Origin of the sequence: Flavobacterium sp. WC2416 (genome assembly GCF_041200095.1) — a bacterium.
GTDB lineage: Bacteria > Bacteroidota > Bacteroidia > Flavobacteriales > Flavobacteriaceae > Flavobacterium.
Window position 1 is genome coordinate 2,205,517 of the sequence record NZ_CP165626.1, and the last position, 19,732, is coordinate 2,225,248.

Annotated in this window: 9 protein-coding genes, 4 tRNA genes and 3 rRNA genes; 11 read left to right on the plus strand and 5 right to left on the minus strand. The window is 36.5% G+C overall.

What is annotated here, in order from left to right:
- Window positions 1–18 precede the first annotated feature (18 nt).
- A complete protein-coding gene (locus tag AB3G39_RS09400) occupies window positions 19–3,186 on the plus strand; it encodes an efflux RND transporter permease subunit (protein WP_367770284.1) in 3,168 nt (1,055 codons plus the stop codon).
- On the plus strand, window positions 3,179–4,612 hold the full coding sequence (locus AB3G39_RS09405; protein WP_367770281.1) for a TolC family protein: 1,434 nt from the start codon (window positions 3,179–3,181) through the stop codon (window positions 4,610–4,612). The genes AB3G39_RS09400 and AB3G39_RS09405 overlap by 8 nt, the downstream gene beginning before the upstream one ends.
- A 129-nt stretch (window positions 4,613–4,741) precedes the next feature.
- On the opposite strand, the gene AB3G39_RS09410 is transcribed toward AB3G39_RS09405, so the two are convergent.
- Together AB3G39_RS09410 and AB3G39_RS09415 are read right to left on the minus strand one after the other, a co-directional pair.
- On the minus strand, window positions 4,742–5,314 hold the full coding sequence (locus AB3G39_RS09410) for a DUF2238 domain-containing protein (RefSeq protein WP_369765028.1): 573 nt from the start codon (window positions 5,312–5,314) through the stop codon (window positions 4,742–4,744).
- 117 nt (window positions 5,315–5,431) lie between these two features.
- A complete protein-coding gene (locus tag AB3G39_RS09415) occupies window positions 5,432–6,520 on the minus strand; it encodes a M42 family metallopeptidase (RefSeq protein WP_367770274.1) in 1,089 nt (362 codons plus the stop codon).
- Between the two features lie 80 nt (window positions 6,521–6,600).
- Between AB3G39_RS09415 and AB3G39_RS09420 the strand changes: the two genes are divergently transcribed.
- From AB3G39_RS09420 to AB3G39_RS09455, 8 genes are all read left to right on the plus strand, one after another.
- Window positions 6,601–7,281 carry a DUF4294 domain-containing protein gene (locus AB3G39_RS09420; protein ID WP_367770271.1) on the plus strand — a complete coding sequence of 227 codons (681 nt, stop codon included), beginning with the start codon at window positions 6,601–6,603 and terminating at the stop codon, window positions 7,279–7,281.
- Window positions 7,282–8,467: 1,186 nt separating this feature from the next.
- A 16S ribosomal RNA gene (locus AB3G39_RS09425) occupies window positions 8,468–9,981 on the plus strand.
- Window positions 9,982–10,108: 127 nt separating this feature from the next.
- Window positions 10,109–10,182, plus strand: a tRNA-Ile gene (locus AB3G39_RS09430).
- A gap of 115 nt (window positions 10,183–10,297) precedes the next feature.
- Window positions 10,298–10,371 (plus strand) — tRNA-Ala (locus AB3G39_RS09435).
- 184 nt (window positions 10,372–10,555) lie between these two features.
- A 23S ribosomal RNA gene (locus AB3G39_RS09440) occupies window positions 10,556–13,441 on the plus strand.
- A 163-nt stretch (window positions 13,442–13,604) separates the two neighbouring features.
- Window positions 13,605–13,714: ribosomal RNA gene (rrf, locus tag AB3G39_RS09445) — 5S ribosomal RNA — on the plus strand.
- Together the 16S, 23S and 5S rRNA genes with 4 tRNA genes alongside form the textbook arrangement of a ribosomal RNA operon.
- A gap of 68 nt (window positions 13,715–13,782) precedes the next feature.
- Window positions 13,783–13,855, plus strand: a tRNA-Phe gene (locus AB3G39_RS09450).
- 6 nt (window positions 13,856–13,861) lie between these two features.
- A tRNA-Leu gene (locus AB3G39_RS09455) sits at window positions 13,862–13,947 on the plus strand.
- Window positions 13,948–14,029: 82 nt separating this feature from the next.
- Here the strand turns inward: AB3G39_RS09455 and AB3G39_RS09460 are convergent.
- A complete protein-coding gene (locus tag AB3G39_RS09460) occupies window positions 14,030–14,881 on the minus strand; it encodes an IS3 family transposase (protein ID WP_369764745.1) in 852 nt (283 codons plus the stop codon).
- A 14-nt stretch (window positions 14,882–14,895) separates the two neighbouring features.
- Entirely contained in the window at window positions 14,896–15,330 is a 435-nt protein-coding gene (locus AB3G39_RS09465; protein ID WP_369764744.1) for a transposase, read from the minus strand.
- A 511-nt stretch (window positions 15,331–15,841) separates the two neighbouring features.
- On the opposite strand from AB3G39_RS09465, the gene AB3G39_RS09470 reads away from it, so the two are divergent.
- Complete coding sequence (locus tag AB3G39_RS09470; protein ID WP_369765029.1) at window positions 15,842–16,795, plus strand: NAD(P)H-dependent flavin oxidoreductase; 954 nt, start codon at window positions 15,842–15,844, stop codon at window positions 16,793–16,795.
- A 79-nt stretch (window positions 16,796–16,874) separates the two neighbouring features.
- Here the strand turns inward: AB3G39_RS09470 and AB3G39_RS09475 are convergent, their stop codons facing one another.
- Window positions 16,875–19,625, minus strand: a complete 2,751-nt coding sequence (locus tag AB3G39_RS09475) for an AsmA-like C-terminal region-containing protein (RefSeq protein WP_369753898.1) — start codon at window positions 19,623–19,625, stop codon at window positions 16,875–16,877.
- Between the last annotated feature and the right edge of the window lie 107 nt (window positions 19,626–19,732).

Sequence of the window (19,732 nt, forward strand, 5' to 3'; positions counted from 1 at the left end):
AACTAAAAAAAATAAAAAATGTTTAATAAATTTATTGAAAGACCAGTATTGTCGATAGTTATATCGCTGATGATTGTTTTGATAGGTGTTTTGGCTATGACGACTTTACCAGTTACACAATTGCCATCAATATCTCCACCAAAAGTAAATGTTACTGCAGATTATCCAGGAGCAAATAATGAATTATTGGTTAAATCTGTCATAATTCCAATTGAGAGAGCTTTAAATGGTGCTCCTGGTATAAAATATATTACTTCAGATGCAGGTAATGATGGTGAAGCATCAATTCAAGTAGTATTTAAGTTAGGAACAGATCCTAATCAAGCGGCAATAAATATTCAAAATAGAGTTTCTACTATTGTAAATAAGTTACCACCCTTAGTAATTAGGGAAGGAGTGAAAATTACGAGAGAAGAATCAAATAATTTAATGTACATAAACGTGTTTAGTACAGATCCAACAATGGATCAAAAATTCTTATTTAATTATACGGATATTAATTTATTATCTGAAATTAAAAAAGTAGATGGAGTAGGTGATGCTGATATTATTGGAAACCGTGATTATGCTATGCGTATCTGGTTGAAACCTGATAGAATGCTAGCATTTAAGGTTTCTACAGATGAAGTTATGAATGCTTTATCGCAACAAAGTTTAGAAGCGGCACCTGGTAAAACAGGAGAAAGTTCAGGAAAACGCTCTCAGACATTTGAATATGTTTTAAAATATCCTGGTCGATTTACTACTGCTGAAGAATATGGGAATATAATCATCAAATCTAATTCTGATGGTGCCATACTTCGTTTGAAAGATATTGCAAAAATAGAATTTGGAAGTTCGATGTATGATATTTATTCAAATTTAAATGGAAGACCTTCCTCTGCAATAACAATTAAACAATCTTATGGTAGTAATGCTTCTCAAGTTATTAAAGATGTTAAAGCAAAACTGGAAGAAATAAAGAAAACTTCATTTCCAAAAGGAGTTGATTATGAAATTAGTTATGATGCTTCTAAATTCCTAGATGCTTCTATTGAAAAAGTAATTCATACTTTACTTGAAGCTTTCGTTTTAGTTGGATTGGTAGTGTTTTTGTTTCTCGGTGACTGGCGTTCGACTATAATTCCAGCAATTGCAGTACCTGTTTCGCTTATTGGAACTTTTGTTTTTATGCAATTTTTCGGAATTTCTATAAACTTAGTAACTTTATTCGCTTTGGTTTTAGCCATTGGAGTTGTTGTTGATGATGCAATTGTTGTAATCGAGGCGGTACATGCCAAGATGGAAGAGGAGCATTTACCACCGATTGAAGCTACTAAAAAAGCGATGCATGAAATTAGTGGTGCTATTATAGCTATTACATTTTTGATGGCTGCAGTATTTATACCCGTTGCTTTTATGACTGGTCCAGTAGGAGTATTCTACAGACAATTTTCAATAACAATGGCATCAGGAATTATTCTTTCCGGTGTAGTAGCATTGACATTAACACCGGCTCTATGTGCAATGATGTTAAAAAACAACCATGGTGTAGCTAGAAAGAAGACCCCAATTAATAATTTTTTAGATGGTTTTAATTCTAAATTCAACCGTCTTAATGGAAAATACAGCGCCTTACTAGGGAAAATTGTTAGTCGAAGATTAGTGACTTTTGGAATTTTGATTGCTTTTTGTATTGGGATCTTTTTTATGAACAATAGTCTTCCATCTGGATTTATCCCAACCGAAGATCAAGGAACAATTTATGCAATTATTCAAACGCCTCCTGGTTCTACATTAGAGAGAACGAATGATATCGCTTTACAACTTCAAAAAATTGCTGAAAAAATTGACGGGGTGCAATCTGTATCTGCTTTGGCTGGTTTTGAAATACTTACCGAAGGTACTGGAGCAAATTCAGGTACCTGTCTAGTAAATTTAAAAAATTGGTCAGATAGGAAACATTCTGCAGTTGAGATAATGAAAGAACTAGAAGAGAAATCAAAAACAATTACTGGAGCTTCTCTTGAGTTTTTTCAGCCACCTGCAGTTCCAGGTTATGGCGCAGCTGGAGGATTTGAATTAAGATTACTTGATATAGCTGGTTCTGGGGATTACAAAAAGATGGAAACAGTCAATAACGATTTTGTAAAAGAATTGAATAAGCGTCCTGAATTAACTTCGACTTTTAGTTTCTATAGTGCAAGTTTCCCTCAATATATGTTGCGAATTGATAATGATCTGGCACAACAAAAAGGGGTTACTATAGATAATGCTATGAACACACTTTCCACATTGATTGGAAGTAATTATGAAATTAGTTTCATCAAGTATGATAGACAATATAAGGTAATTGTTCAATCGTCACCTGAATATAGAGCGCTACCAGAAGATGTTTTAAAGTTGTATGTAAAAAACGATCGTGATGAAATGGTGCCATTTTCGGCATTCATGCACATGGAAAAGGTTTATGGACTATCGGAGATTACACGTCATAATATGTTTAACTCTTCTGAGATTAGTGGACAAGCCGCGCCTGGGTATAGTAGTGGTGAAGCAATTAAAGCAATTCAAGAAGTCGCTGCAAAAGACTTACCTAGAGGTTATGGTATTGACTGGGCAGGTATTTCTAAGGATGAAGTAGGTCGTGGTAACGAAGCCATTATTATTTTTCTAATTTCTTTGTTATTTGTTTACTTTGTTTTGGCTGCACAATATGAAAGTTTTGTTTTACCATTTGCCGTAATTCTATCACTTCCAGCGGGTATTTTTGGTTCCTATTTACTACTTTCAATTATGGGGCTAGATAATAATATATACGCTCAGGTAGCCTTTGTAATGCTTATAGGTTTGCTAGGTAAAAATGCAGTTTTAATTGTTGAGTTTGCAGTCCAGAAGCATGAAGCTGGCGCCACAGTATTTGAAGCGGCGATGGAAGGTGCAAAAGTGAGGTTCCGACCAATTTTAATGACATCATTTGCATTTATAGCAGGATTAATTCCACTTGTGTTTGCCGAAGGTCCAGGGAAAATTGGTAACCGTACTATCGGTACTGCAGCTGCGGGAGGAATGCTTCTAGGAACCGTTTGTGGTGTTTTAATTATTCCCGGATTGTATTTTATTTTTGGTAGCATTGCTGCCAAAATTAAAATGATTAAAATACAAAATAATAATCCATTAACTGAAGAAATTGACAACCATGTATAAAATCAAATTACAACAATTTAGTATAGTTTTAAGCATTTGTCTTGCTGTTGTAAGCTGTAAAGCTCCGTCTGCTGTAACAATGTCTGAAAACAAAATGATTCCAGAAAGTTTTGGAATTAGCAAGGACACAGTTAATAGTTCAAATCTGAGTTGGAATAACTATTTTAAAGATCCTAATCTTGTCAATTTAATTGATATTGCACTAAAAAACAATCAGGAGTTGATGATTACTTTGCAAGAAATTGAAATGGCAAAGAATGATATCCGTGTTCGAAAAGGGGCATTATTGCCATCTGTTGGACTAAGAGCAGGAACTGGAGTAGAAAAAGTAGGAAGATATACCAGCCAAGGCGCTGGTGATGCTAGTACTGAAATTGCGCCAGGTAAAGAGTTTCCAGATCCATTGACTGATTTTAATGTTGGAGCCTATGCCAATTGGGAAGTTGATATTTGGAAAAAATTGCATAATTCTAAGAAAGCTGCTGTGACTAGATATTTATCTACTATTGAAGGAAAGAATTTTGTAATTACAAATCTTATTTCTGAAGTTGCTGACTCCTATTATGAGTTATTGGCTTTGGATAGCCAATTGGAAATTGTAAAACAAAACATCCAATTGCAACAGAATGCGCTTGAAATTGTAAAAGTGCAAAAAGAAGCAGCAAGAGCAACAGAATTAGCCGTTCAAAAATTTCAAGCTGAAGTTTTGGCTTCTAAAAGTATGGAGTTTCAAATAAACCAAAAAATTGTAGAAACTGAAAACACGATCAACTTTTTGCTGGGACGTTATCCTGAAAAAATCACCAGAGACAGTGCTAGTTTTTTAAATCTAATACCAGCAACAATTCAGTCCGGTATACCATCTCAATTATTAATTAATAGACCGGATGTAAAACAAGCCGAATTAGATTTGACTGCTGCTAAACTAGATGTAAAAGTAGCGCGGGCTGAGTTTTATCCCTCACTTGATATTTCAGCGGCTTTTGGGCTGCAAGCTTTTAAAACTTCCTATTTGGTTAAATTTCCAGAATCTTTATTGTACAATTTAGTGGGTGACATAGCTGCACCTTTAATTAATAGAAATGCTATTAAAGCCGAGTTTGCTAATGCCAATGCACGCCAATTGCAAGCTTTGTATAATTATGATCGTACGATTTTGAATGCCTATTTAGAAGTTTCGAATCAATTAGCAAATATTGGTAATTTAGAAAAAAGTTATGCGCTTAAACAACAGCAAGTAACTGCTTTGAATACTTCTATTAGTGTAGCCAATGATTTATTTAAATCGGCTAGAGCTGATTATTTTGAAGTTTTGATGACCCAACGGGATGCACTTGATGCTAAACTGGAATTGGTAGAAACCAAAAAAGACCAACTGAATGCTTTTGTGCAAGTGTATAAAGCACTTGGTGGAGGTTGGAAATAAAATAGAATAAGGTTATAAATAATAAAATCCGGATAGAGATATCCGGATTTTGTTGTTATAATAGTATGTAAAGCTAAAAAAGCATTGTGGAATTTAAGTTTATTAAACCTAGAAAGGTTTATATGTAGACTAAATTTTTTGAAGCTGTTTATCCTGAATCTTTGAAAACAGTATTAAACCAGTTATTGCACCAATAGTAGCAAATAACATGTCAGATTGGGTGTCCCAAATATCACCTTCATCTCCCGAAGCGATAGAAACAAACCATTCAATCCATTCGTAAGCAGCACTAATGACTAAACAGATGGAAACAATAATAAAATTAAAAAAGCTTTTATTGCTGATTACGTTTTTACGAATAAATAATTCTCTTATAATCATTGCTGGTACTAAACCTTGTGCAAAGTGACCCACTTTATCATAATTGTTTCTACTTTGATGAAATGCGTCTTTAATATAATCGAAAAAGGGAACTTCGGCATACGTATAATGACCACCTATGAATAATATAATGCAATGAATAAGAATGAGGAAGTAGGTAAAATTGGTAAATCTAAATTTATTAAAAGTAAAAGCTAAAACCAAAATACCAATGATAGCAGGGATAATTTCAAGAAAACAAGTGAAAACTTCTTTTGGATTGATAACAGACCATAAAAAAGTCCCAAAAAATACAATTAACATTAAGCAGATATACTTCATATTTTGGTGATTTTTAGCCCTGATAGAAGCGATATCTCCCGATAGAGAAAAATAAGGCTTTTTGGCCGTAGTTTTTCCTATCGGGAATAAAGCAGATAGCAGGAATAGCTCCTAATCCTATTTGAAGTAAGAGAAAGTTTCGTTATTCTCTAATTTTAATAATGTTTCATAGATTAATTTAATCACGTTTTCAACATCATCACGGTGCACCATTTCAACTGTAGTATGCATGTAACGCAACGGAAGTGAAATCAAAGCCGATGCTACACCACCATTACTGTAGGCAAATGCGTCTGTATCAGTTCCAGTAACGCGAGAAGAAGCAAGACGTTGAAAAGGAATTTTCTTTTCCTCGGCAGTGTCTAGGATCAGTTCTCTTAGATTATTTTGAACTGCTGGAGCATAAGTTACAACTGGTCCTTTTCCTATTTTAGTATCTCCTTCGATTTTCTTGTCAATCATAGGAGTTGTAGAGTCATGACATACATCAGTAACTATTGCTACATTTGGTTTGATAGTTTTAGTGATCATTTCAGCACCACGCAAACCTACTTCTTCTTGAACGGAGTTAGTGATGTACAATCCAAAAGGAAGTTTTACTTTGTTTTCATGTAATAAACGGGCTACTTCGGCAATCATAAATCCACCCATACGATTATCAATCGCACGACAAACAAACTTGTTTTCGTTTAAAATAATGAATTCGTCAGGATAAGTAATTACACAACCCACATGAACGCCCATTTTTTCTACTTCTTCTTTGGTTTCACAACCTAAGTCGATGAAAATATTGCTGATTTTTGGGTTTTCTTCTTTGTCTCTATTTCTGGTATGAATGGCAGGCCAACCAAAAACTCCTTTTACAATTCCTTTTTTGGTGTGAATGTTCACACGCTTAGAAGGGGCAATTTGGTGATCCGAACCTCCATTTCTAATCACGTATATCAATCCATCATCAGTAATGTAGTTTACATACCAAGAAATTTCATCTGCATGACCTTCAATCACTACTTTATAAGGAGCGTCAGGGTTGATGATTCCTACGGCCGTTCCGTAAGTATCGGTTATAAAAGTATCAACGTATGGTTTTAAATAATCCATCCAAATTTTTTGCCCTTCGGCTTCAAACCCAGTAGGAGAGGCGTTGTTTAAGTATTGCTCTAAAAAAGTGATAGAGGATTTTTTTAATATCGATTTTGTGCTCATAAAAATATTTTTTGCTAATTTATAAATTTGGCATTACAGTTGTACATATAATGTATAATTTTACAATTAAATTATGCCTCATGAAGTTAACTACCTATACTATATTCTTTTTATTACTATCGTTTTTTGCCAAAGCTCAGGAGATTCCTCCAGCTCCTACGCCAATGGGGTACGAATTAAAAGAATCAGATGATGTAGTAAATGACACGATACAGTTGGAGGAAATTGTGGTTTCAAAAGAGAAACTAGATCCCGATGCCAAAAAACAATTTTTAATTCTTCAAAACAGGGTTTATAAAACATACCCTTATGCAAAACTCGCATCCGAAAGATTGACCAATCTCAATAGAGGTATGGATCGCTTATCTACAAATAAAGAAAAGAAAAAGTATTTTAAAATTGTCGAAGATTACCTTAATAATGAGTTTGAAGCCAAACTAAAGAAGCTTTCCCGAAGTCAAGGTAGAATTTTAGTAAAATTGATTCATCGTCAAACCGGAACCACCACTTATGAATTGGTTAAAACGCTAAAAAGCGGATGGAAAGCTTTTTGGTCCAATACTGCTGCGAGTATGTTTGATATTAATTTAAAATCGGAATATGCTCCATATACAGTAAATGAAGATTTTTTGATAGAAACAATATTACAAAGAGCCTTTGAATCAGGAAGATTAGTAAATCAAACCCCCGCAAATCCTGTTGATATAGATAAACTAAATGAATTTTGGGAATCCAAAGCTGAGCAGGTAAAGAAGAAATAACTTACCCAATTTTTCTACCTAATATAGTATAGCCAATTTAAAACATGATTTTGCATTCTAGTAACTACAGTTATATGGAGCTATTTCCTGCTATCCGCTTCAATCTACCTCGCCGAAACCCGGCTCAGTAGGATTTTCGCTGCTATCAGGGCTAGAGGTGCATTGGTTTTAATTACAATGTATAATAGAGAATAATTTTGACTCCTATATATAAGGAGTCGCTTTCTCTGTTTAGCTTATATGTCTTTCTGTAGCTTATGTAGTAATTCTTCAAACGAGTTTCATAAAGGCTTAAAAATTTTGTCATAAGATCTTCAATATAACTAATATGTTCTTTTATGTCTTATAGGTTTAAAAGAAAAGCGTAGCGATAGCCCATAGATTGTATAGTTGTTTTCAATATTATCACATAAGATCTCCAAGAAGTAGCAAAGTAATATGTCTAATCTAACTTCTATGTCCTTCTATGTCTTATATGGTTAAAAGAAACTGAAAACAAGACCTGCGAGAAATATATGATCCAACTTCTATGACCTATATGTTTAAAAATACCGTTGTATTGAATAGTAAATCTCAAACTATTTCATTTATTTTACCATTTACATCAAACGGTAGTTGATAGAGCAAAAATATATTTCTTTCAACTTAAACATTTCCAATGTGTTAAAAATAAATCGCTAATAAAGCAAAGAAAAGCGGTTAAAAAGTATTGAATAACGGTTTAAAGAGTCTACTTTTGCACCCGCAACAACGCAGACGTTCTTTCAAATACTGGCAAGCAAACGAAACAAGGCAGAAAATTTATTTTCAAAAAAAGTTTCAAAAAAGCTTGTGAGATTTAAAAGTGATAGTTACTTTTGCACCCCGCTAAACGCCCAACGTTCCTTGATAAGCTGATAAGAGAAGAGAAGAAAAAGAAAGATTTATTTTCCTAAAAAACTTCAAATTTTTCTTGCCAGATAAAAAGAGAAGTTGTACTTTTGCACCCGCTTCGAGCGACACGTTAAGTGTTGCTACGAGTGAAAAACAAGATAAGACACGTTCCTAGACATATTGAATTGACAGCCGTTTTAAGAGAGATCTTAAGACAAAAGAATAAAGAGTAATAGAATCGAGAGATTTGAAAAAACCACTAGACCTTCAGTCAAAAATAAATAGAGAATCATTTATGGTTCTTGCATAATATACGATGAAGAGTTTGATCCTGGCTCAGGATGAACGCTAGCGGCAGGCTTAACACATGCAAGTCGAGGGGTATAGTTCTTCGGAATTAGAGACCGGCGCACGGGTGCGTAACGCGTATGCAATCTACCTTTCACAGAGGGATAGCCCAGAGAAATTTGGATTAATACCTCATAGTATAATTGAGTGGCATCATTTAATTATTAAAGATTTATCGGTGAAAGATGAGCATGCGTCCCATTAGCTAGTTGGTATGGTAACGGCATACCAAGGCTACGATGGGTAGGGGTCCTGAGAGGGAGATCCCCCACACTGGTACTGAGACACGGACCAGACTCCTACGGGAGGCAGCAGTGAGGAATATTGGACAATGGGCGCAAGCCTGATCCAGCCATGCCGCGTGCAGGATGACGGTCCTATGGATTGTAAACTGCTTTTATACGAGAAGAAACAACTCTACGTGTAGAGTCTTGACGGTATCGTAAGAATAAGGATCGGCTAACTCCGTGCCAGCAGCCGCGGTAATACGGAGGATCCAAGCGTTATCCGGAATCATTGGGTTTAAAGGGTCCGTAGGCGGTTTAGTAAGTCAGTGGTGAAAGCCCATCGCTCAACGGTGGAACGGCCATTGATACTGCTAGACTTGAATTATTAGGAAGTAACTAGAATATGTAGTGTAGCGGTGAAATGCTTAGAGATTACATGGAATACCAATTGCGAAGGCAGGTTACTACTAATATATTGACGCTGATGGACGAAAGCGTGGGTAGCGAACAGGATTAGATACCCTGGTAGTCCACGCCGTAAACGATGGATACTAGCTGTTGGGAGCAATCTCAGTGGCTAAGCGAAAGTGATAAGTATCCCACCTGGGGAGTACGAACGCAAGTTTGAAACTCAAAGGAATTGACGGGGGCCCGCACAAGCGGTGGAGCATGTGGTTTAATTCGATGATACGCGAGGAACCTTACCAAGGCTTAAATGTAGATTGACCGGTTTGGAAACAGACTTTTCGCAAGACAATTTACAAGGTGCTGCATGGTTGTCGTCAGCTCGTGCCGTGAGGTGTCAGGTTAAGTCCTATAACGAGCGCAACCCCTGTTGTTAGTTGCCAGCGAGTCATGTCGGGAACTCTAACGAGACTGCCAGTGCAAACTGTGAGGAAGGTGGGGATGACGTCAAATCATCACGGCCCTTACGCCTTGGGCTACACACGTGCTACAATGGCCGGTACAGAGAGCAGCCACTGGGCGACCAGGAGCGAATCTACAAAACCGGTCACAGTTCGGATCGGAGTCTGCAACTCGACTCCGTGAAGCTGGAATCGCTAGTAATCGGATATCAGCCATGATCCGGTGAATACGTTCCCGGGCCTTGTACACACCGCCCGTCAAGCCATGGAAGCTGGGGGTGCCTGAAGTCGGTGACCGCAAGGAGCTGCCTAGGGTAAAACTGGTAACTAGGGCTAAGTCGTAACAAGGTAGCCGTACCGGAAGGTGCGGCTGGAACACCTCCTTTCTAGAGCCTTAGTGTTAGTTGATTAATCAACACGGTAGGGAAAGAGACGAAAAGAGAAAGTGGAAACAAAGATTGAGAATTTATTACTCTTGCTGTTAGTTCAAATAATACCATTTAAGAATAAGAGTGTCTCGTAGCTCAGCTGGTTAGAGTACTACACTGATAATGTAGGGGTCGACAGTTCGAGTCTGTCCGAGACAACTATTAAACTTAAATAGATTCTGAAATAAATTCAGAATAAAAGGAAATTTTAGAAGTATGAGTATGAATTATACATTAATTCAAAATTCACCATTCATAATTTAAAATTTGAAACGGGGGATTAGCTCAGCTGGCTAGAGCGCCTGCCTTGCACGCAGGAGGTCAACGGTTCGACTCCGTTATTCTCCACAAATCAAAAGTTGATACGTTGATTTGTTAAATCGGTTAAACGATTAAACGAAAAAACGATTAAACTAGCGATAAAAGTTCATTGACATATTGAGATAAGAAAAATATAAAAAGTAGAAAGCGTTTTTTACTATTTATAGTAGAAAACAAACAAAAACGGTCTTAATTAAATTTAAGATTGGTACAATAAGCAAAATAAGGGCGTATGGGGGATGCCTTGGCTCTCAGAGGCGATGAAAGGCGTGATAAGCTGCGAAAAGCTACGGGGACGGGCACACACCGATTGATCCGTAGATACCTGAATGGGGCAACCCACTAGATTGAAGATCTAGTACACCGATAGGTGGGCAAACCCGCTGAACTGAAACATCTAAGTAGGCGGAGGAGAAGAAAACAAAAGTGATTCCGTAAGTAGTGGCGAGCGAACGCGGATTAGCCCAAACCAATGTTGTTACGGCAATGTTGGGGTTGTAGGACCACGATATTCAATGTAAAACGAACTAGAATCTACTGGAAAGTAGAACCAAAGAGGGTGATAGTCCTGTATAGGTAAGTGATATAATTGATAGTGGTATCCTGAGTAGGGCGGGACACGAGAAATCCTGTCTGAATTTGGCGGGACCATCCGCTAAGGCTAAATACTCCTGAGAGACCGATAGTGAACCAGTACCGTGAGGGAAAGGTGAAAAGAACCGTGAATAACGGAGTGAAATAGATCCTGAAACCATACGCTTACAAGCGGTCGGAGCCCCTTCGTGGGGTGACGGCGTGCCTTTTGCATAATGAGCCTACGAGTTAACGTTGCTGGCAAGGATAAGTGGTTAAGCCACGGATCCGTAGCGAAAGCGAGTCTGAATAGGGCGCTTTAGTCAGTAGTGTTAGACGCGAAACCGTGTGATCTACCCATGGACAGGTTGAAGCTGTGGTAACACATAGTGGAGGACCGAACCCGTTGACGTTGAAAAGTCTTGGGATGATCTGTGGGTAGGGGTGAAAGGCCAATCAAACTCGGAAATAGCTCGTACTCCCCGAAATGCATTTAGGTGCAGCGTTAGTTATAAAGTTATATAGAGGTAGAGCTACTGATTGGATGCGGGGGCTTCACCGCCTACCAATTCCTGACAAACTCCGAATGCTATATAATGTTCACTAACAGTGAGGGCTTGGGTGCTAAGGTCCAAGTCCGAGAGGGAAAGAACCCAGACCATCAGCTAAGGTCCCCAAATATATACTAAGTTGAAAGAACGAGGTTTGTCTGCATAGACAGCTAGGATGTTGGCTTGGAAGCAGCCATTCATTTAAAGAGTGCGTAACAGCTCACTAGTCGAGCGGACGAGCATGGATAATAATCGGGCATAAGTATATTACCGAAGCTATGGATTTACAATTTATTGTAAGTGGTAGGGGAGCATTCTCACAGGGTAGAAGGTGTATCGTAAGGTATGCTGGACCGGTGAGAAAAGAAAATGTAGGCATAAGTAACGATAATGCGGGCGAGAAACCCGCACACCGAAAGACTAAGGTTTCCACAGCTATGCTAATCAGCTGTGGGTTAGTCGGGACCTAAGGCGAACCCGAAAGGGACAGTCGATGGACAACGGGTTAATATTCCCGTACTACTGTTAACTGTGATGGGGTGACGGAGTGATGAAAGTGCCGCGAACTGACGGAATAGTTCGTTGAAGTACCTACCTATAAGACCCGCAGGCAAATCCACGGGTTTTGGGGAAATACGATAGTACTCGGCGTCTTCGGACAAAGAGATAGTGCACCTAAGGGCTTCCAAGAAAAACCTCTAAACTTCAGGTTAATAGTACCCGTACCGCAAACCGACACAGGTAGTCGAGATGAGAATTCTAAGGTGCTCGAGAGATTCATGGCTAAGGAATTAGGCAAAATAGACCCGTAACTTCGGGAGAAGGGTCGCCAGCAGCAATGCTGGCCGCAGTGAAGAGGTCCAGGCGACTGTTTATCAAAAACACAGGGCTCTGCAAAATCGTAAGATGAAGTATAGGGCCTGACACCTGCCCGGTGCTGGAAGGTTAAGTGGAGATGTTATGGGTAACCAGAAGCATTGAAATGAAGCCCCAGTAAACGGCGGCCGTAACTATAACGGTCCTAAGGTAGCGAAATTCCTTGTCGGGTAAGTTCCGACCTGCACGAATGGTGTAACGATCTGGACACTGTCTCAGCCATGAGCTCGGTGAAATTGTAGTAACGGTGAAGATGCCGTTTACCCGCAGTGGGACGAAAAGACCCTGTGCACCTTTACTATAGCTTAGTATTGACCTTGGATAAATGATGTGTAGGATAGGTTGGAGACTGTGAAGTGGCGTCGCTAGGCGTTGTGGAGTCATTGTTGAAATACAACCCTTTGTTTATCTGAGGCCTAACCCCGTTTTGCGGGGGACATTGCTTGGTGGGTAGTTTGACTGGGGTGGTCGCCTCCAAAAGAGTAACGGAGGCTTCTAAAGGTTCCCTCAGTACGCTTGGTAACCGTGCGTAGAGTGCAATGGCATAAGGGAGCTTGACTGAGAGACATACAGGTCGATCAGGTACGAAAGTAGAGCATAGTGATCCGGTGGTTCCGCATGGAAGGGCCATCGCTCAAAGGATAAAAGGTACGCCGGGGATAACAGGCTGATCTCCCCCAAGAGCTCATATCGACGGGGGGGTTTGGCACCTCGATGTCGGCTCGTCACATCCTGGGGCTGGAGAAGGTCCCAAGGGTTGGGCTGTTCGCCCATTAAAGTGGCACGCGAGCTGGGTTCAGAACGTCGTGAGACAGTTCGGTCTCTATCTACTGTGGGCGCAAGAAATTTGAGTGGATCTGATTCTAGTACGAGAGGACCGAATTGGACAAACCTCTAGTGTATCTGTTGTCACGCCAGTGGCATGGCAGAGTAGCTACGTTTGGAAGGGATAAGCGCTGAAAGCATATAAGCGCGAAACCCACCACAAGATGAGATTTCTTTTAAGGATCGTGGGAGATGACCACGTTGATAGGCTATAGATGTAAAGGCAGTAATGTCATAGTCGAGTAGTACTAATAATCCGTAAGCTTATGTACACCTTTCCAGCCTCGCAAGAGGCTGGGGAAACTTTCTAATTCCTAGATTCGTTCAGGAACTAATATTTTTTTCTTTATCTCAGTATGTTAAGATATTGTTCAATAGATTTTTATCATAAGATAAACAATCATTGAAAAATTGCCCAAAGCAATTATAACTTCTTAAGGTGGTTATTGCGGCGGGGCTCACCTCTTCCCATCCCGAACAGAGTAGTTAAGCCCGCCTGCGCAGATGGTACTGCAGTTATGTGGGAGAGTATGTCGTCGCCTTTCTTTTGAGAACCCGTTTTGCAAGAAACGGGTTTTTTTATTAAAATGTGCATTTTATAGTAAATTATAATGGTACCTTAGCTCAGATGGTAGAGCAATGGACTGAAAATCCATGTGTCCCTGGTTCGATCCCTGGAGGTACCACAAAATGCTCGGATGGTGAAATTGGTAGACACGCTGGACTTAAAATCCAGTGAACAGCAATGTTCGTGCGGGTTCAAGTCCCGCTCTGAGTACAAGAAACTTCAGTTGGCTAGCGCTACTGAAGTTTTGTCCCGTCCTAAAAAAGCGATACAGATTATTAGCTAAAATTAAATATTAAACAGTAGCAAAAACGTTTTTGCTACTGTTTTTTGTTTTATAAGTTCTCATCTTCGTTTTGTTTTGAGAATGCATTTGGTTTGGAGTCAGCATAAAATTCGAATAATGAGGCCTAAGTCCATTGTAAATAGTAACTGATTCCTTGACAATTTGATTTGTTATTTTTGCTCCTTGATTGTATTTATCAATGCTAAATTCTTGTTTTAAAATTCCATTTATTCTTTCTGCAACAGCATTTTCATAAGGATCTGAATTTTGTGTCATGCTGCATAAAACCCTTTTTTTGATGAGCTCTTCTTGGTATTCATTGGCACAATATTGAATTCCTCTATCAGAATGATGTATCAATGGTAAATTAAAATTCTTTCTTTGCTTAAGAGCCATTTTTAAAGCCATTACACTACTTTGAGTATTTAAGTTGTTAGCCACAAAATACCCCATTATCTTCTTTGAATAAGCATCGGTAACCAAACTTAGGTAGCAAGGATTATCTCTTTTTCCAATGTACGTGATGTCTGACACCCAGACTTGTTCAGGCCTGTTTATCTCTAAATCTAAAATTAAATTCTCGTGTTTTCTAAAACGATGATGGGAGTTAGTTGTTATATGATAAGAACGTTTTGGCTGTATTAATAAATGATTGGCTCTTAGTATATCAAAGAATTTATCTCTGCCTATTTTTATCAATAGGAGTTTGTCTGACAAAAGATAATATAGTTTTCTAGTGCCTATTCTAGGCATTATTTTTCTGATAGCATCAACCATCAAAATAACCTGTTCTGCTTTATCTTGTTTAACTATTTTTCTTCGAATTCTTCGATAATAAACCTGTCTGTCTATCCCGAACAAATAACAGGTAAATGCTATTGTTTGTTGTTCTTTTGTCTTGAAATAATCGATTGTTCGGGTACAGAGTTTTTTCGGATATCGATTTGATATTCTTTTTCTGCTAAATCAATCATCATATCAAACAGGATAGCCTTCTTGTCTGCAACAAAAGCCTGTCGCTCCAGGAATGCCTTTTGTTTTTCTAGAAGCTTGACTTGAACTTCAAGCTCCATAATCTTTTGTTCGGGTGTTTTTTCCATCTTTGAAGAGATTTGGTTCTCCCAATCAAAGTTACCAAATTTAATTAGCCATTGTACAACTGTCTTTCTACATTGAATACCGTAATTCTTTGTTGCTTGGCTAACTGTAAGTTGTCCTCGTTCTATTTCTTGAACGATTTCTAATTTTAAAGACATAGTGTAGTCTTTTTGCGTACGCTTTAAATAGCGCGTTTGTTGTAATGATTCCATAGGATACTTTTTTGTGTATCACTATTTCAGGACTAGACATTTTTTTATTTTAAAATCTCTTTCATTTATTTGTGAGGTTTTTTTTTAAAGTTTTATATTCACTCTGTTTTTATGTATTTTTTAAAGGTATATGGGAAATGGAAGTGTCAAATGCAATAGGATTGTTTTTTGCAAATATTTTAGTTCTACTAATTAGTAGTTAAAATATATTTATTCATTTTAGATGTTAAAGTCATTACTTTGGTGTAATAATGTAGAAAATGCTTGCAAATGTCGCATGTTTATAAGGTATGTTTTTAGCGTGAGTGATAGCAGTGAAAAGCTCACAGTTCCATTGAGTCTCTTACTCAATGGAACGAGGACTTGTAATGAATAGCCCTCCCTGACTTTTTTTTAGGAAGGTCACGCCCAAATTTTACTAACAGCTTTAATATGATTTTAAGTATTTACTTTTATATACTATGCACGCATAGTATATTTTGATATCTTTGATGTAAATTTAAAACTAAAGATGATAAAACCAACGTTAACTTCCCTTTTAAAGATTAAACATCCATTAATAATGGCTCCTATGTTTCTTGTTTCCAATACTAAAATGGTTATTGAAGGAATGAAATCGGGTGTGGCGGGTTGTATTCCAGCTTTAAATTACCGTACTCTAGATGAATTACGAGCTTCTATAATTGAACTTAAAGCAGCTAAAGTTGAAGGAGGTAGTTTTGGTTACAATCTAATAGTGAATAAATCTAATATAAAATACAAGAATCAGTTGGCTGTATTATGTGAGGAAAAGGTGGACTTCATAATAACATCTTTAGGCTCTCCCGAGGAGACTATTAATCAAGCTCATAAGGTAGGTATTAAAGTTTTTTGCGATGTTACTGACTTGGCTTTTGCTAAAAAAGTGGAAAGTTTAGGTGGAGATGCTTTAATTGCAGTAAATAATGAGGCTGGAGGACATCGTGGGGATTTATCTGCTGAAGAGTTGATTAAAGAGTTGAATTTAAACACTTCTTTACCCGTTATTTCTGCAGGAGGAGTAAGTACAAAAGCCGATTTAGATAAAATGCTAGGCTTTGGTGCTGTTGGGGTTTCTGTTGGTAGCCCATTTATTGCTTCATTTGAGTCGGGTGTTTCAGAGGAATACAAACAAGCTTGTGTTGATTATGGAGCTAAAGATATTGTTTTAACTAAGAAAATATCGGGCACACCTTGTACCGTTATTAATACTCCATATGTTAATAAGGTAGGGACACAACAAACTTGGATTGAAAATACTTTAAATAGAAATAAAACCCTAAAAAAATGGGTGAAGATGATTCGTTATATGAAAGGATCCAATGCTGTTACTAAAGCAGCTACCGAAGTGACTTACAAAACGGTATGGGTTGCTGGTCCAACTATTGAAAACACAACCGAGATAAGTGCTGTTGCTAAAATAGTTGACAAGATTTGTTCGTACTAGTAGGGATCAATTTAAAAATAAAAAAGCTATACTATTAATAACTTATAGTATAGCTTTTTTATTCTAAATTTATTTTGAACTAATTGATTGTATCTTTGATTTCTTCAAGTTCTTCTGATTTTCTTCCAATTTTAATTTTAGGATGGTCTTTGTTTCCAGTAATAACTAGAGGAACTCCAAATATTCCTAAAGGAGGTAAACCTAAGCGCATTTTTAGATTTAGTTTTCCGTCTAGACTTGTTTGTCCTTCAATCCTTGGTCTAAAACCGGCAAATTTAAATTTAAATCGCTCTAGTATTATGATGTTATTTTTAATAGAACTTTTAACATCTACTTTTGTTAATTGTGGATTTTTTATACCTTCATGGTTTGTTTTTTTACTTACAGCATTAAACATTTTCATACCGTATAATTTAACGTCTTTTATAGAAACAACACCTTCACCAGTTAAGGATGGGTATACAGGTTCCATTTTACCATTTAACTTTCCTTTAAGCTTATAATCTAATGAAATTATTCCTTGTGCTTTTTCGGCAGCACTGGCCATTTCTCTAAAGATTTTTATTTCTTTATAGGCTCTTTTAATGTCAAAGTCACTGGCTTTAATGCTGTATTCAAATAGTGCTTTTTTTGTTGAAATTCCTTGGTATTTTGCATTCATAGTAACACTACAGCCTATTAAGTTAAAGCCTGTATTTTCCATCGTTAATTTACCTTTTTTCATTTGGAGGTTTCCCTGTGCATCGTTAAGCGTAAGTCCATTGAAATTAACTTTATTCGCATTAGCTTGAAATCTTAAATCAAAATTTGAAGGTATAAGAATAACTCCTGTTTCTGGTTTTTCGATCTCTATTTCCGTTTTTGTAGTATCAGTTGTAGTAGTTGTGTTAGCAGTAGTCGACATGAATTCGTCGGCATTGATATATTTTGAATTTAGTATAAATGATCCTCTCAAGACACCATTTTTGGTTGTAAGAAAATTGAAGACATTTTGTAAATAACCATTCATTTTAAAATCGGATTGACCATATGCTGCCAAAAAGTGATTAAAATTCATTTTGTCTTGATTAATTTTAAAAACGCCTTCTTTTATAAGAAATGGTTTTGGCAAGTATTCCGATACTAAAAGGATGTTTCGTAATTCAAGTTTGCCTTTGTTGTATAGTTTACTATAATTCCCTTTTTCGGCATCACTTTGTTTTCCTTTTAATGCTAGATCTGCTTTAATAAATCCGTCAATATCCAACCCTTTTTGTGAGAAGACCTTGTATATTCTACTAATATCAAGTGTACCTTTGGCTTTTATATCATAACTTAAATCTTCAAAATTAGATAGATCAGCAGTTACAAAAACTGGCTTCCCTTCAAATGTAAATTGAGTAGGTTGTAGTAGTATTTTAAGGTCGCTGAATGTTCCTTTTTGATTGCTGATTTTTGAAACAATATTAATATTTGTAATGGGGTTTGGATAGTATTTTGTTTGGATAAAACCATTTTGCAAATTCAAAGTAACATCCGTAATAGGGAAAATATGATTTTTAGCATCGAATGTACCTTTTGAACTTCCTTTACCAATAAGCATTCCTTTTAATTGTATATCTGGAATTCCGAGTGCAAGATTCAGTTTTTCTAAATCTATTTTAGCATCCATAGTAAGATCAATTTCAGGATTATTGATTCCTTTTACATATAATTTTGTTTTTAAATAATCTTTATTGATGTCTAATGATATGTTTTTTGCATCAACAATCAAAAGATCAGGATTTAAAGAAGGAAGTGAGGTTGAAATATCTAAATTTAGATTGGAAACAGGAAATGCACTACTGTTATAATTGACAAAACCGTCTTTTATTTTTAAATCTAGATTTAAATTTGGTGCTTTGTTTTCTGAGGCAATATAAGGACCTTTAAGCGTAAGAAGTAAATCTGTTTTTCCTTTAAGTTCTGTTTTTTCAAGCCAAGTAATGTATTTTGGAGGAAATGCAGTAAACAGGTCTTCTAGATTACTATTGGTTGATTTTACAATAAAATCAATATTATAACCATCTTTTAGGAAGTCGAATTTCCCTTTGAAGTCAACTAATAATTTGTTTATTTTTAAATCATTTTGTTCAAAAATAAACGATAATGAGTTTACATTCACTTTTGTAATCAAGTCAGCGTCGACTTTTTTATTCATCAAGTAAGGCTCGTTTTCATAGATGATATTCAATTTGTCAATTTTGGCTTTAGAATATAAATCAAATACGTCCTTACTTAAATCTCCATTTCCTAGATAGTTAAAACCTATTGCGTCAAAATGAATTTTAGTAGATTGATCGTCATAATTAATTTGGCTGTTTTTAACTTCAATTTTTTCTAATTTTAAAGCCGTTTCTTTTTTTTCATCATCTAAAGCTTCTTTGGGTGCGATGTATACATTGTAGTTTGCTTGGCCGTCTCTATTGACTTTTATATTGATTTTGGAATTATTCAAATAAATTTGATCAATATTTATAGTGCTACTAAAAATAAGGCTGGACACATTGATACCAAAAGAAACTTCATCAGCTGTAATAAAGGCTTCTTTTTGATAAGGTGCAGAACCATTTAATTTAAAGTTATTTAGTGAGATTGTTAATGAAGGGAAATGGTGGAAAAAAGAAACTTTTGCTTCAGAATAATTTAGTTCTCCATTTAGTTTGTTATTTGCCTCTTTTTTTATTTCTGTTTCAATCTTTTCTGCGAAAATAAAAGGCAAAATAAACATCAACATAAGAATGCTTATAATTGTTATTCCTATGAATTTTAATGCTTTAATAGCAACGATCCTAAATTTGGTTGAAGACATAGATGAAGACTTATATTTAAAACTTTATTTTGATAAAAAAGTGCAAATGTACTTATAAACAGGTTGCTTTTTTTTTAAATGTTTTTTTTTTCAAGTCATGATATAAA

Coding starts and splice junctions, on each gene's coding strand:
- AB3G39_RS09410 (WP_369765028.1), bottom strand. CDS start 5,314: ATGAAGTATATCTGCTTAATGTTAATTGTATTTTTTGGGACTTTTTTA.
- AB3G39_RS09470 (WP_369765029.1), top strand. CDS start 15,842: ATGATAAAACCAACGTTAACTTCCCTTTTAAAGATTAAACATCCATTA.
- AB3G39_RS09405 (WP_367770281.1), top strand. CDS start 3,179: ATGTATAAAATCAAATTACAACAATTTAGTATAGTTTTAAGCATTTGT.
- AB3G39_RS09420 (WP_367770271.1), top strand. CDS start 6,601: ATGAAGTTAACTACCTATACTATATTCTTTTTATTACTATCGTTTTTT.
- AB3G39_RS09415 (WP_367770274.1), bottom strand. CDS start 6,520: ATGAGCACAAAATCGATATTAAAAAAATCCTCTATCACTTTTTTAGAG.
- AB3G39_RS09465 (WP_369764744.1), bottom strand. CDS start 15,330: ATGGAATCATTACAACAAACGCGCTATTTAAAGCGTACGCAAAAAGAC.
- AB3G39_RS09400 (WP_367770284.1), top strand. CDS start 19: ATGTTTAATAAATTTATTGAAAGACCAGTATTGTCGATAGTTATATCG.
- AB3G39_RS09475 (WP_369753898.1), bottom strand. CDS start 19,625: ATGTCTTCAACCAAATTTAGGATCGTTGCTATTAAAGCATTAAAATTC.